Here is a 12,392-nt window from a genome sequence, read left to right on the forward strand (position 1 = left end):
CGTCGTCCGTTCCCGGCTAACCGAATTGCCCTCAATGGAGTGATTGCCATGCTCAAGAAGCTGCTGATGCTGTTCCTCGCAATGGGTTTGTCGCTGTCCGCGGCGCTCGCTGCCGCCGTCGAAGTCAACACCGCCGACGAAACCGCGCTCGAATCCGTCAAGGGCATTGGCCCCGTCCACGCCAGGGCGATCATCGACGAACGCACGAAGAACGGCCCGTTCAAGGACGCCGACGACCTCGCGAACCGCGTCAAGGGCATTGGCCCGAAATCCGTGCAGAACCTCGAAGCCGCGGGGCTCACGATCAACGGCTCCTCGGCGCCGCCGGCGGGCAAGGCGGCCACGACGAAGAGCAGCAAGAGCGCCGCGGCGACGGCCGCCGCGCCCGCTGCCACCACGGCGAACCCGATGACGGCGCCCGCTAGCGCCGCGCAGCCCGCCTCCGGCCCGGTGGCGGCCAAGTCGAAGCACAAGAGCGCGAAGGAGAAGACGGCCATTGCCGCGAGCGCGCCAGAAGCGGGCGCCGCGGCTTCGGCGCCGGCCACGGCATCCGATACGAAGGCGAAAAAGCCCGGCAAGTCGAAGAAGAGCAAGGCCGCATCGGAGGCGGCCGCTTCCGGCGCCTGATCGGCGCCGTCGTCCGGCGTACCAACCGTGCGCCGGCCCCGGATCCGGCGCCGCCATCGCGCCCGCCGTCCCACTTACCGGCCGCGCCCCCCGGCGCGGCCATCATCCAGAGAGATCGACATGAGTCTGCTAGATACCCTCGGTTCCCTGTTCGGTTCGCAGTCGCAACAGCAAGGCGGCGGCCAGGCCCAGCTCCTCGCCGCGGCGATGGAGTTGGTCAACAACCAGCCCGGCGGCCTGAACGGCCTCATCGAGAAGTTCAAGCAAGGCGGCCTCGGCGACATCGTGCAGTCGTGGGTCGGCAACGGCGAGAACCAGCCCGTCTCGCCCGATCAACTGCAAAACGCGCTCGGCTCCGACGTCGTTTCGGGCCTCGCGCAGAAAGTCGGCATGCAGCCCGACCAGGTGAGCGGCCTGCTCGCCCAGGTGCTGCCGCACGTGGTCAACGCGGGCACACCGAACGGAGAAGTTCCACAAGGCGGCCAGATCAACGCCGAAAGCGTGCTTGGCACGCTTGGCGGGCTGGCTTCGCTCTTTGGTGGCGGCAACAAGCAGGCATAACGGTGCTCGCGCTCTGAAATCAGCGCTTCTGCGGCAAAGAAAAGGGGCAGCGGATCACTCCGCTGCCCCTTTTCCGTTTCAGCCAGGCGAGCGCACCTCACGGTACGCGCCTGACCCGTGTTTCGATGCGCGGCTTTAGTGCACCACGCGCTCGAACACGAACTTGCCGTCGTTCACATCGACCGGAATCACGTCCTTCGGCCCGAACTTGCCCGCGAGAATCAGCTTGGCGACAGGATTCTCGATCTCCTGCTGGATCGCGCGCTTGAGCGGCCGTGCGCCGAACAGCGGGTCGTAGCCGACCTTGGCGATCTGCCCGAGCGCTTCGTCGGACACCATGAGCTCCATGTCGAGCTTCTCCAGACGCTCGCGCAGACGCTGCAACTGGATCTTCGCAATGGCCTCGATATTCGTGCGATCGAGCGCATGGAACACGACGACCTCGTCGATGCGGTTCAGGAATTCGGGGCGGAACTGCTGCTTCACTTCGTTCCACACCGCGTCCTTCACCGCTTCCTGCGGCTCGCCCGCCATCGACTGGATGAGGTGCGAACCGAGGTTCGACGTCATCACGATCACGGTGTTCTTGAAGTCGACGGTACGGCCCTGGCCGTCGGTCATGCGGCCGTCGTCGAGCACCTGCAGCAGCACGTTGAACACATCCGGGTGCGCCTTTTCGACTTCGTCGAGCAGGATCACGCTATACGGCTTGCGCCGCACGGCCTCGGTCAGATAACCGCCCTCCTCGTAGCCCACGTAGCCCGGCGGCGCGCCGATCAGGCGAGCCACGCTGTGCTTCTCCATGAACTCGCTCATGTCGATGCGGATGAGATGATCCTCCGCATCGAACAGGAAGCCGGCCAGCGCCTTGCAGAGCTCGGTCTTGCCCACGCCCGTCGGTCCGAGGAACAGGAACGAGCCGTACGGCCGGTTCGGGTCCGCGAGACCGGCGCGCGAGCGACGGATCGCGTCGGCAACGGCGGTGATCGCCTCGTCCTGGCCCACCACACGCTCGTGCAGCTTCTCTTCGATCTGCAGCAGCTTTTCGCGCTCGCCCTGCATCATGCGCGACACGGGAATGCCGGTCGAACGCGACACGACTTCCGCGATTTCCTCGGCGCCCACGAGCGTGCGCAGCAAGCGCGGGCGCGTGGGATTGTTCTGCTCGTTCGCCTCGGCCAGCGCGACCTGCTTGAGCTGCGCCTCGAGTTCCGGCAGCTTGCCGTATTGCAGCTCCGCGACCTTCTCGAGCTTGCCTTCGCGCTGGAAGCGGTTGATTTCCGCGCGCACGCGGTCGATCTCTTCCTTGATCTGCGCGCCGCCCTGCACCGCGGCCTTCTCGGTGGTCCAGATCTCTTCGAGGTCCTTATATTCGAGGCTCAGCCGGTCGATCTCCTCCTCGATCAGCTGCAGACGCTTTTGCGACGCCTCGTCCTTCTCCTTCTTGACGGCCTCGCGCTCGATCTTCAGCTGGATCAACCGGCGATCGAGCTTGTCCATCGCTTCGGGCTTCGAATCGATTTCCATCTTGATCTTCGAAGCGGCTTCGTCGATCAGGTCGATGGCCTTGTCCGGCAAGAAGCGGTCGGTGATGTAGCGATGCGAGAGCTCCGCCGCCGCGACGATCGCCGGGTCGGTGATTTCCACGCCGTGGTGCAGCTCGTACTTCTCCTTCAGGCCACGCAGGATCGCGATGGTCGCCTCGACCGTCGGTTCGTCGACGAGCACCTTCTGGAAGCGGCGTTCGAGCGCGGCGTCCTTCTCGATGTACTTGCGATATTCGTCGAGCGTGGTCGCGCCGATGCAGTGCAGCTCGCCGCGCGAGAGCGCGGGCTTGAGCATGTTGCCTGCATCCATCGCGCCTTCGGCCTTGCCTGCGCCGACCATCGTATGGATCTCGTCGATGAAGACGATGGTCTGCCCTTCGTCCTTCGCGATGTCGTTGAGCACGGCCTTCAGGCGCTCCTCGAACTCGCCGCGATACTTGGCGCCCGCGAGCAGCGCCGCCATGTCGAGCGACAGCACGCGCTTGCCCTTGAGCGTCTCGGGCACTTCGCCGTTGACGATGCGCTGCGCGAGGCCCTCGACGATCGCCGTCTTGCCCACGCCCGGCTCGCCGATCAGCACCGGATTGTTCTTGGTGCGGCGTTGCAGGATCTGGATCGAGCGGCGGATTTCGTCGTCGCGGCCGATCACGGGGTCGAGCTTGCCCGAGCGCGCACGCTCGGTCAGATCGACGGTGTACTTCTTGAGCGCTTCGCGCTGGCTCTCGGCGTCCTGGCTGTGCACCTGCGCACCGCCGCGCACCGCGACGATGGCAGCTTCGAGCGCCTTGCGCGTCAAGCCATGCTGCCGCGCGAGGCGGCCCGCCTCGCCCTTGTCGTCGGCGACGGCCAGCAGGAACATCTCGCTCGCGATGTACGTATCGTTGAGCTTCTGCGCTTCCTTGTCGGCCTGATTGAGCAGACCCGTGAGCTCGCGGCCGATCTGCACGTTGCCGTCGGTGCCCCGCACTTGCGGCAAGCGGTTGATGGCGTCGTTGAGCGCGTTCTGCAGCGCCTGCACCTGCACGCCCGCACGCGACATGAGCGAGCGCGCCGAGCCGTCCTGCTGCGCGACGAGCGCGGCCAGCAGGTGAACGGGTTCGATGTACTGGTTATCGTGGCCAACGGCGAGGCTTTGTGCATCGGCGATGGCTTCCTGGAACTTGGTGGTGAGTTTGTCGATTCTCATTTGAAACGAGGCCTCCAGATTTCTAGACTGTCACCAAATTTGAGGGGGGAGACGCCGGTTTCAAGCGCGCTAGCGTCATTTTTTCCGATTTCCGCAATCGTGGCGCGCACCGCGGCCGCCGGCGCACGATGCCGGGGCGTGCGACGACGGGAGAGGGATGATCGGCAGTCAGGCGCCGGATTTCGTCTCGGAGACCCACCGCGCCGGGCGCGAGTGAGCAAAACGCCAGTCTGGAAACAGGCAGGCAGAGGCGCCGCTCAATGCTCTCGCGAAGGCGCCGGCCGCGGCACCTGCACACGCGGCATGAGCTGGATCGGAGCCAGGCCCAGCAAGCCCGTCAGTTCGTCCGCCGGCTGCGCCAGTTCGCCGATCGTGTGGCGGTCGAGCTCCGCGAGGAACGCGTCGCGCGCGGCCGCCAGCGCATGCTTGAGCCGGCACTGCGGCTCGATGACGCAGCCGCGCCGCTCGCCATGTTCGTCCGGAAAACAGCCAACGAGAGAAAAATCGCTCTCGGTTTCGCGCACGACCGCGCCAACGGTCAGATCGAGCGAAGCCGGCGCGAGCCGCAAGCCGCCATTGCGCCCACGAACGGTATCGACCCAGCCTAGCTCACCAAGACGCTGGACGACTTTCATCAGATGATTCTTCGAAACGCCGTAGGCCTCCGAGATCTCCTGAATCGTTGCCATGCTCTCGCGACGGAGCGCGAGATAGAGCATCACGCGCAACGAATAGTCGGTGTAGTCGGTCAGTCTCATAGCGGCGCCATCAAAGGGGCAGTTCGGGCAGCAGAAACCATACAATAACATGCAGGGGTCATGCAGGTTTTGTCTGGACTCGGTATCATGGTCACTTCGTATTGCCTGGCGGCTCATTGCGGCTGAATGCGGCTCAGGGCCGCATCGTGCAGGGAGAGCCCCGCCCGCTAGACTCCAGGCTCTCACGCATCATCCGGACCCCGAAATGACTCGCCCCGACTCCAGCCCTGCTGCCATGCTGCACGTCCAGCCCACCGAAGACAACATCCGCGAACTCGTCTACGCGTTCTACGACCGCGTGCGCGACGACGCGACGCTCGGCCCGGTGTTCGACGGCGTGCTCGCCGGGCGTTGGGACGAGCATCTGCCGAAGATGTGCCGGTTCTGGTCGAGCCTCGTGCTCGGCACGCGAACTTACCGCGGCAATGTGCAGCAGGCGCACGATCCGGTGCCCGGCGTCGAGCCCCGGCATTTCAGCCGCTGGCTCTATCTCTTCCTCGATACGGTACAAGCGCGCTACGAACCCGCGGCAGCCGTGCAGTTCATGGAGCCGGCGCTGCGCATCGCGCAGAGCCTGCAACTGAGCCGCTTTGGCTGGGACTATACGATTCCGCCCGAGCAGCAGGCCATCCTCGATCGCATCGCGCCGCGCCGGCGCCCCGGTCACGGACACGATCTCCCCACGCGCTCCACTGGCGAGCCCTTCCCGGCCCGCTTCATTGGTCGTCCGCTGGATATCGACGAAACTACGCCGTCCGCGTAACGGCTTTCGCGTCCGGTCGCGAGGCGGAACAGGCGGTTAGTTGCATTAAAGCGAAGCTCATGCCTGGCAAAGCTGCCGCTCCCGCACGGCGCTCGGGCGCTTAACCGTCACCGCGCGAGGCATTCCCCGACGCCACACCCCAGCGCGCCAGCGCGGCATCGTCGCTCTCGCGGGCGTCGACCCAGCGCGCGCCCTGCTCCGTCTCTTCCTTCTTCCAGAACGGGGCCTCGGTCTTGAGGAAATCCATCACGAACTCGCAGGACGCAAAGGCGTCACCGCGATGTTTCGAGGTCGTCGCGACGAGCACGATCTGATCGAGCGGCGCGAGCCTGCCCACCCTGTGGACGATCAACACCTCGATACCCGCCCAGCGTCGCTGCGCCTCGCCGACAATCGCCTCCAGCGCCTTTTCCGTCATGCCGGGATAGTGCTCCAGCTCCATCGACGCGATCGTGCTGCCGTCGTTGAGGTCGCGCACCGTGCCGACGAAGCATGCGACCGCTCCGATCGCCGGATTGCGCGCGCGCAACTGCGCCACCTCGGTGGTGAGGTCGAAATCTTCCGTTTGTACGCGCACGGGCATCGCGAGTCTCCTGTGGCGCTCAGCCGCCCGTCACGGGTGGGAAAAACGCGACCTCGCAACCCTCGGTGATCCGCGTGCGCGGATCGGTCATCACGTGATTGCAGGCCATGCGAAGCGCGCGGCCTTCCGCCAGCGTTTCGGCCCACACGCCGCCGCGCGCGCGCAGCCAGCCGCGCACGTCGCCGACCGTCACGACGCCATCGGGCAGCGTGACCGTTTCATCCGCGACGCCCAGCGCCTCGCGCACACTCGCAAAAAACTTCAACTGGATCTTCATCGCTTGAGACTTCATTCAGGCTTCAATACAGCAATTCGGTGAACGGGATGAAACGCACGGTCTCGCCCGCGCTGATCGCATGGTTAGGCGGATTGTCGATGAGGCCGTCGGCCCAGACCGTCGAGGTCAGCACGGCCGAACTCTGATTGGGGAACAGGTCGAGGCCGCCCGCCGGATTCACGCGCGCGCGCAGGAATTCGTTGCGACGGTCGCTCTTCGTCTGGGTGAAGTCGGCGCGCAGTGACAGCGCCCGCGGGCTTACGTGCGTCGCGCCCGCGAGACGCAGCAGGAACGGGCGCACGAACAGCAGGAACGTGACGAAGCTCGACACCGGGTTGCCCGGTAGCCCGATGAAGAACGCCTCGCCGGCTTGAGCCGCAGTGTCGCCCGGCCCTTGCGGGCGACGTACCGCGCCGAACGCGAGCGGCTTGCCCGGCTTCATGGCGATCTGCCACAGGTTGATGCGGCCTTCGGCCTCCACGGCGGGCCGCACGTGATCTTCCTCGCCCACCGACACGCCGCCCGAGGTGAGGATCAGGTCGTGCGCGGCGGCCGCTTCGCGCAGCGTCGCGCGCGTAACGTCGAGCTGGTCGGGCACGATGCCGTAGTCGGTAACCTCGCAGCCCAGGTTGCGTAGCAGACCCGTGAGCGTGAAGCGGTTCGAGTTGTAGATCGCGCCGGGTTTGAGCGGCTCGCCCGGCATGGTCAACTCGTCGCCGGTGAAGAACACCGCCACCTTCACGCGGCGCAAGACGGTGAGCGCGGCGCAGCCCACCGATGCCGCCAGCCCGAGGGCCGCCGGCGTGAGGCGCGTACCCGCTGGCAGGATGACCGTATTTTTGCGGATGTCCGCGCCCTGCGCCGTGATCCACTCGCCCGCCTTCGGCGTATGCAGGAAGGTGACGGCGCCTTCGGCAGCCTCGGCCTGCTCCTGCATGACGACGGCGTCCGCGCCCGGCGGCACGGTCGCGCCCGTGAAAATGCGCGCCGCCGTGCCCACCGCGAGCGGTTGGGGCGCATGTCCCGCCGGAATGCGCTGCGACAACGGCAGATGGCGGCTGCCCTGCGCCAGATCGGCCACGCGCACCGCGTAGCCATCCATGGCGCTCGTGTTCATCGGCGGCACATCGAGCGGCGAAACGACGTCCTCGGCAAGCACGCGATTGAGTGAATCGAACGTCGAAATCGTTTCGATGCCGGCGAGCGGCTTCGCGGCAGCAAGCAACGCCGCGAGCGCGTCGGCAGTGGAGAGCATCGGCGCGCGCGGCGCGGGCGCCGGCGCAGCGGAAGACGGGGACGTAGGCGTGGACATCGAGGTCGTCTCGGACTCGGCGGGCGGGCCGCCGGCAACGGTTGGTCTGTCGTTATTGTAGCGGCGCGACGGTCGCGCGGCGCCCTGGGGCGTGGCCGGGCCTCGCGCGGATCGCGTGCGAGTGCTGTGGATCGGCTGGAGTCTTGCAGCGCCCGGTTCGGGAGAGCCCGGGCGTACGGCCAGGAAGGAGCGCCCGACAGCTCGAAGCGCCAGGGCCGGAAGCGGATCCGGCCCCCAGGTGGTACGTCAGTCCGCAGTGTGAGCGGCGATGTAGTCCTTCACGCGCTGAGCGTCAGCGGGCACGACTTCGAAGCGCTGCGGCAGCGCCTCCAGTCCCTCGAACGCCGCGGGGCGCTCCGGCTCGCGGTCGAGCGCTTCGCGAATCGTCTCGCCGAACTTCACCGGCTGCGCGGTTTCGAGCACGATCATCGGCACGCCCGGCTGCAGGTGTTCGCGTGCGACCTTCACGCCGTCGGCCGTGTGAGTGTCGATCATCGTCTTGTAGCGAGCATAGATGTCGCGAATCGTCGCGATGCGATCGTCATGGCTGCTGCGGCCCGACACGAAGCCGAACTGCTTCACGCGCCCGAAGTCGCCGCTCGCGACGAGATCGAAGCCGCCCTTCTCCTCCACATCGCGGAACAGTTGCGTGACGCGTGCGGGATCGCGGCCCAGCAGGTCGTAGACGAAGCGCTCGAAGTTCGACGCCTTCGAGATGTCCATGCTGGGGCTCGTCGTGTGATACGTCTCCGCGGAGCCGCGCACGCGGTAAATGCCGGTGCGGAAGAACTCGTCGAGCACGTCGTTCTCGTTGGTCGCGACCACGAGCTTTTCGATGGGCAGGCCCATCATGCGCGCGATATGCCCCGCGCAGACGTTGCCGAAATTGCCCGACGGCACCGTGAACGAAACACGCTCGTCGTTCGACTTCGTCGCCGCGAAATAGCCGGCGAAGTAGTACACGACCTGGGCCACGACGCGCGCCCAGTTGATCGAGTTGACCGTGCCGATCTTGTACTGCGCCTTGAACGCGTGATCGTTCGAGACGGCCTTGACGATGTCCTGGCAGTCGTCGAACACGCCTTCCACGGCCAGATTGAAGATGTTCGGGTCTTGCAGGCTGAACATCTGGGCCGTCTGGAACGCGCTCATCTTCCTGTGCGGCGAGAGCATGAACACGCGCACGCCCTGCTTGCCGCGCATCGCGTACTCGGCGGCGCTACCCGTGTCGCCCGACGTCGCGCCGAGAATGTTCAGCTCCTGACCGGCCTTCGCGAGCGCGTACTCGAACAGGTTGCCGAGCAGCTGCATCGCCATGTCCTTGAACGCCAGCGTCGGGCCGTTCGAAAGTTCGAGCAGCGAGAGCTGCGCGCCGTTTTCCTCGCCGAGCGTGGTCAGCGGCGTGATCCTGCTCGCGTCTTCGCCGTGGCGCACGTTGCGGTACGTCTCGCCCGTGTAGGTGCGGCGCGTGATGTCCCGCAGGTCTTCGGCGGGAATGTCGCCCGCGAACTTCGAGAGAATCTCGAACGCGAGATCCGCGTACGGAAGGCCGCGCCAGCGCGCGAGCTCTTGCTGGCTGATCTGCGGGTACTCGGCCGGCAGATAGAGACCGCCGTCGCGCGCGAGGCCGCCCAGCAGGATGTCGGAAAACGAATGATGCTCGCCGGCGCCCGCGCCGCGCGTTGATACGTAATTCATAGCCCTTGCCTCAAATGCGCCTTAGTTCAGTCCTTCCATGCGCAGCTTCGTGACCTGCGACTTCACCGTCGCGAGTTTCTCGATCTGCGCGATCGCCGCGTTCACGTTCTTTTCGACCGTTTCATGCGTGATCAGGATGATGTCGGTTTCCGCCTTGCCCTGCGCGTCGACCTCTTCCGATTCCTTTTGCAGCAGCGCGTCGATCGAGATGCCGCTATCGGCGAGGATGCGCGTGATGGCGGCCATGACACCGGTCTGGTCGGCCACGCGCAGGCGCAGGTAATAGCCGCTCGTGACTTCGTCGATCGGCAGGATCGGCGTGTTCGAGAGGCTGTCCGGCTGGAACGCGAGGTGCGGCACGCGGTGCTCGGGGTCGGCCGTGTGCAGGCGCGTCACGTCCACGAGATCGGCCACCACGGCCGAGGCCGTCGGCTCCGCGCCCGCGCCCTTGCCGTAGTAGAGCGTCGTCCCCACCGCGTCGCCATGCACGACCACGGCGTTCATCGCGCCTTCCACGTTGGCCAGCAGGCGCTTGGCCGGGATCAGCGTGGGATGGGTGCGCAGCTCGATGCCCTTCTCGGTGCGGCGCGCGATGCCGAGCAGCTTGATGCGATAGCCGAGCTCTTCCGCGTACTTGATGTCGATGGCGTCGAGCTTGCTGATGCCTTCCACGTAGGCCTTGTCGAACTGCACGGGCACGCCGAACGCGATCGCGCTCATGATCGTGGCCTTGTGCGCGGCGTCCACGCCTTCGATGTCGAAGGTCGGATCGGCTTCTGCGTAGCCCAGCTCCTGCGCAGCCTTCAGCGCGGTCGCGAAGTCGAGTCCGCGCTCACGCATTTCCGAGAGGATGTAGTTCGTCGTGCCGTTGATGATGCCCGCGATGTATTCGATGCGGTTGGCCGTGAGCCCTTCGCGCAGCGCCTTGATGATGGGAATGCCGCCCGCCACCGCCGCCTCGAACGCGACCATCACGCCCTTCGCGCGCGCCGCTTCGAAGATTTCGGTGCCGTGCACCGCCAGCAGCGCCTTGTTCGCCGTCACCACGTGCTTGCCGTTGGCGATCGCCCGCAGCACGAGGTCTTTCGCGAGCGTCGTGCCGCCGATCATTTCGGCGACGATCGAAATCGACGGGTCGTCGACGACGGCGTTGAAGTCAGTCGTCAGATCGACGGTGCCGGCTTGTGCGCCGAGCGCCGCGGTGGCCTTGGCGGGGTTGCGCACGGCAATGCGCGCCACCTCGATGCCGCGGCCCGCGCGACGTTTGATTTCTTCCTGGTTGCGCCGCAGTACCGTGAAGGTGCCGCTGCCCACCGTGCCGAAGCCCAAGAGACCTACTTTGATCGGATCCATGCAGCGTGTGTTCGTCTAGAGATGTGAAAGGGAGTGCGTTTGCGCGCGCGGCTCAGTGGCCGGACCCATGGGCTCGTCAGTTGCCGTGCCGCTGGCGATAACCGTCGAGGAAGCGCGCAATGCGGTTGATCGAATCGGTCAGGTCGTCGACGTTCGGCAGGAACACCACGCGGAAGTGGTCCGACTGCTTCCAGTTGAAGCCCGTGCCTTGAACGAGCAGCACGCGCTCCTGCAGGAGCAGGTCGAGGATGAACTGCTGGTCGTCCTCGATCGGGTAGAGCTTCGGGTCGAGGCGCGGGAACATGTAGAGCGCCGCCTCGGGCTTCACGCAGGTCACGCCGGGAATGGCCGTGAGCAGGTTGTACGCAAGCTCGCGCTGACGATAGAGACGCCCGCCCGGCTGGATCAGCTCGTTGATGCTCTGGTAGCCGCCCAGTGCCGTCTGGATCGCATACTGGCCCGGGACGTTCGCGCACAGGCGCATCGAGGCGAGAATGCCGAGGCCTTCCGTGTAGTCCTTCGAGCGGCGCCGGTTTTCGCCCGTCATGCCCGAGAGGAACATCCAGCCCGCGCGATAGCCGCAGGCACGATAGCTCTTCGAGAGGCTGTTCAGGGTGACGGTGATCACGTCTTCGGAGAGCGAGCCAAGCGCCGTGTGCGTCTTGCCGTCGTAGATGATCTTGTCGTAGACCTCGTCGGCGAAGAGGATCAGGCCGTGCTCGCGCGCGATGGCCACGATGCCGTGCAGCAGTTCGTCCGAATACAGCGCGCCAGTGGGGTTGTTCGGGTTGATAACGACGATCGCGCGCGTGTTCGGCGTGATCTTCGAGCGAATGTCGTCGAGGTCGGGCATCCACGCGTTCGATTCGTCGCAGATGTAGTGCACCGGCGTGCCGCCCGAAAGGCTCACGGCCGCCGTCCACAGCGGATAGTCGGGCGCGGGCAGCAGCACCTCGTCACCGTCGTTCAGGAGCGCCTGCATGGCCATCACGATCAGCTCGGAGGCGCCGTTGCCGATGTAGATGTCGTCGAGTTCCACACCCTTGACGCCCTTTTGCTGCGCGTAATGCATGATCGCCTTGCGCGCGGCGAACACCCCCTTCGAATCCGAGTAGCCCGACGAGCCCGGCAGGTTCAGGATCATGTCCTGAATGACCTCGTCGGGCGCGTCGAAACCGAATGGCGCGAGATTGCCGATGTTCAGCTTGATGATGCGGTGGCCTTCTTCTTCGAGGCGCTTCGCATGCTCGAGCACCGGCCCGCGGATGTCGTAGCAGACGTTCTGCAGCTTGTTGGATTTGAGAATCGGTTTCACGGCGGGCTATCAGTCAGAGGCGAGTAAAAAGCTGTAAAAGGGCTGGAACGGGGTTGACCGCGGGTTGATCGACCGCGGGTTGAACGACAGTTGACCAGGCAGCGGATGGCGCCAGGGCGGACGTGACATGCAGGGCAGCGAGCTGAGCATTCCGGGCAGCGCGGCCTACCCTGAAGGACACCTGCCGCGCCCCCCTTCGGCCTCGCTTCGGCCTGGCTGCGCCCGGTTGCGCCGCGCTTTGTGTGCAGGGGTCGGCGCACATGCGACGCCACAGGAGGGATCCTTGACCAACCGCACGGCAGCTTATGGCTGCCCTCGCCCGATGCGCGGATAGGCGCGAGCGGGTCTTCCAGCGGGGTCTGCCGAGCTGGTTTGCCCGCAGGCACCGCTGCGGCGGCGGCTAAAAAGCTAT

Annotated in this window: 11 protein-coding genes; 3 read left to right on the forward strand and 8 right to left on the reverse strand. The window is 65.8% G+C overall.

Translation table 11 applies throughout. The features are described 5' to 3' along the window. Positions 1-48 precede the first annotated feature (48 nt). A complete protein-coding gene (locus VSR34_RS00615; protein WP_028209927.1) occupies positions 49-627 on the forward strand; it encodes a helix-hairpin-helix domain-containing protein in 579 nt (192 codons plus the stop codon). A 120-nt stretch (positions 628-747) separates the two neighbouring features. Continuing rightward, entirely contained in the window at positions 748-1,188 is a 441-nt protein-coding gene (locus VSR34_RS00620) for a YidB family protein (RefSeq protein ID WP_342961598.1), read from the forward strand. Between the two features lie 135 nt (positions 1,189-1,323). On the opposite strand, the gene clpB is transcribed toward VSR34_RS00620, so the two are convergent. Beyond that, the gene (clpB, locus tag VSR34_RS00625) at positions 1,324-3,921 is read right to left on the reverse strand and encodes an ATP-dependent chaperone ClpB (RefSeq protein WP_028209929.1); all 2,598 of its coding nucleotides are present in this window, start codon (positions 3,919-3,921) and stop codon (positions 1,324-1,326) included. A gap of 257 nt (positions 3,922-4,178) precedes the next feature. Beyond that, on the reverse strand, positions 4,179-4,679 hold the full coding sequence (locus VSR34_RS00630) for an Rrf2 family transcriptional regulator (RefSeq protein WP_342961599.1): 501 nt from the start codon (positions 4,677-4,679) through the stop codon (positions 4,179-4,181). A gap of 205 nt (positions 4,680-4,884) precedes the next feature. Here VSR34_RS00630 and VSR34_RS00635 point away from each other — a divergent pair, with 205 nt between their 5' ends. Next, positions 4,885-5,442, forward strand: coding sequence for a group III truncated hemoglobin (locus VSR34_RS00635; protein ID WP_342961600.1), 558 nt, complete (start codon positions 4,885-4,887; stop codon positions 5,440-5,442). Between the two features lie 100 nt (positions 5,443-5,542). On the opposite strand, the gene VSR34_RS00640 is transcribed toward VSR34_RS00635, so the two are convergent. From VSR34_RS00640 to VSR34_RS00665, 6 genes are all read right to left on the reverse strand, one after another. Next, positions 5,543-6,025, reverse strand: a complete 483-nt coding sequence (locus VSR34_RS00640; RefSeq protein WP_342961601.1) for a molybdenum cofactor biosynthesis protein MoaE — start codon at positions 6,023-6,025, stop codon at positions 5,543-5,545. 19 nt (positions 6,026-6,044) lie between these two features. Beyond that, complete coding sequence (moaD, locus tag VSR34_RS00645) at positions 6,045-6,302, reverse strand: molybdopterin converting factor subunit 1 (protein WP_028209932.1); 258 nt, start codon at positions 6,300-6,302, stop codon at positions 6,045-6,047. A 22-nt stretch (positions 6,303-6,324) separates the two neighbouring features. Continuing rightward, positions 6,325-7,557 (reverse strand): gephyrin-like molybdotransferase Glp, encoded by a 1,233-nt coding sequence (gene glp, locus VSR34_RS00650; protein ID WP_342961773.1) that lies wholly within the window; start codon positions 7,555-7,557, stop codon positions 6,325-6,327. A gap of 303 nt (positions 7,558-7,860) precedes the next feature. Then, positions 7,861-9,312 carry a threonine synthase gene (gene thrC, locus VSR34_RS00655; RefSeq protein WP_028209934.1) on the reverse strand — a complete coding sequence of 484 codons (1,452 nt, stop codon included), beginning with the start codon at positions 9,310-9,312 and terminating at the stop codon, positions 7,861-7,863. A 21-nt stretch (positions 9,313-9,333) separates the two neighbouring features. Then, positions 9,334-10,665: a homoserine dehydrogenase gene (locus VSR34_RS00660; protein ID WP_028209935.1), complete on the reverse strand. Its 1,332-nt coding sequence runs from the start codon at positions 10,663-10,665 to the stop codon at positions 9,334-9,336. 76 nt (positions 10,666-10,741) lie between these two features. Continuing rightward, positions 10,742-11,980: a pyridoxal phosphate-dependent aminotransferase gene (locus tag VSR34_RS00665; RefSeq protein ID WP_342961602.1), complete on the reverse strand. Its 1,239-nt coding sequence runs from the start codon at positions 11,978-11,980 to the stop codon at positions 10,742-10,744. Between the last annotated feature and the right edge of the window lie 412 nt (positions 11,981-12,392).

The sequence above is a fragment of the Paraburkholderia sp. JHI2823 genome (assembly GCF_038900695.1).
In the GTDB taxonomy this organism is placed as follows: domain Bacteria; phylum Pseudomonadota; class Gammaproteobacteria; order Burkholderiales; family Burkholderiaceae; genus Paraburkholderia; species Paraburkholderia mimosarum.

Excerpts from the sequence above, each read along its gene's own strand:
- VSR34_RS00615 (WP_028209927.1), top strand. The coding sequence starts at position 49 with ATGCTCAAGAAGCTGCTGATGCTGTTCCTCGCAATGGGTTTGTCGCTG.
- VSR34_RS00620 (WP_342961598.1), top strand. The coding sequence starts at position 748 with ATGAGTCTGCTAGATACCCTCGGTTCCCTGTTCGGTTCGCAGTCGCAA.
- clpB (WP_028209929.1), bottom strand. The coding sequence starts at position 3,921 with ATGAGAATCGACAAACTCACCACCAAGTTCCAGGAAGCCATCGCCGAT.
- VSR34_RS00630 (WP_342961599.1), bottom strand. The coding sequence starts at position 4,679 with ATGAGACTGACCGACTACACCGACTATTCGTTGCGCGTGATGCTCTAT.
- VSR34_RS00635 (WP_342961600.1), top strand. The coding sequence starts at position 4,885 with ATGACTCGCCCCGACTCCAGCCCTGCTGCCATGCTGCACGTCCAGCCC.
- VSR34_RS00640 (WP_342961601.1), bottom strand. The coding sequence starts at position 6,025 with ATGCCCGTGCGCGTACAAACGGAAGATTTCGACCTCACCACCGAGGTG.
- moaD (WP_028209932.1), bottom strand. The coding sequence starts at position 6,302 with ATGAAGATCCAGTTGAAGTTTTTTGCGAGTGTGCGCGAGGCGCTGGGC.
- glp (WP_342961773.1), bottom strand. The coding sequence starts at position 7,557 with ATGCTCTCCACTGCCGACGCGCTCGCGGCGTTGCTTGCTGCCGCGAAG.
- thrC (WP_028209934.1), bottom strand. The coding sequence starts at position 9,312 with ATGAATTACGTATCAACGCGCGGCGCGGGCGCCGGCGAGCATCATTCG.
- VSR34_RS00660 (WP_028209935.1), bottom strand. The coding sequence starts at position 10,665 with ATGGATCCGATCAAAGTAGGTCTCTTGGGCTTCGGCACGGTGGGCAGC.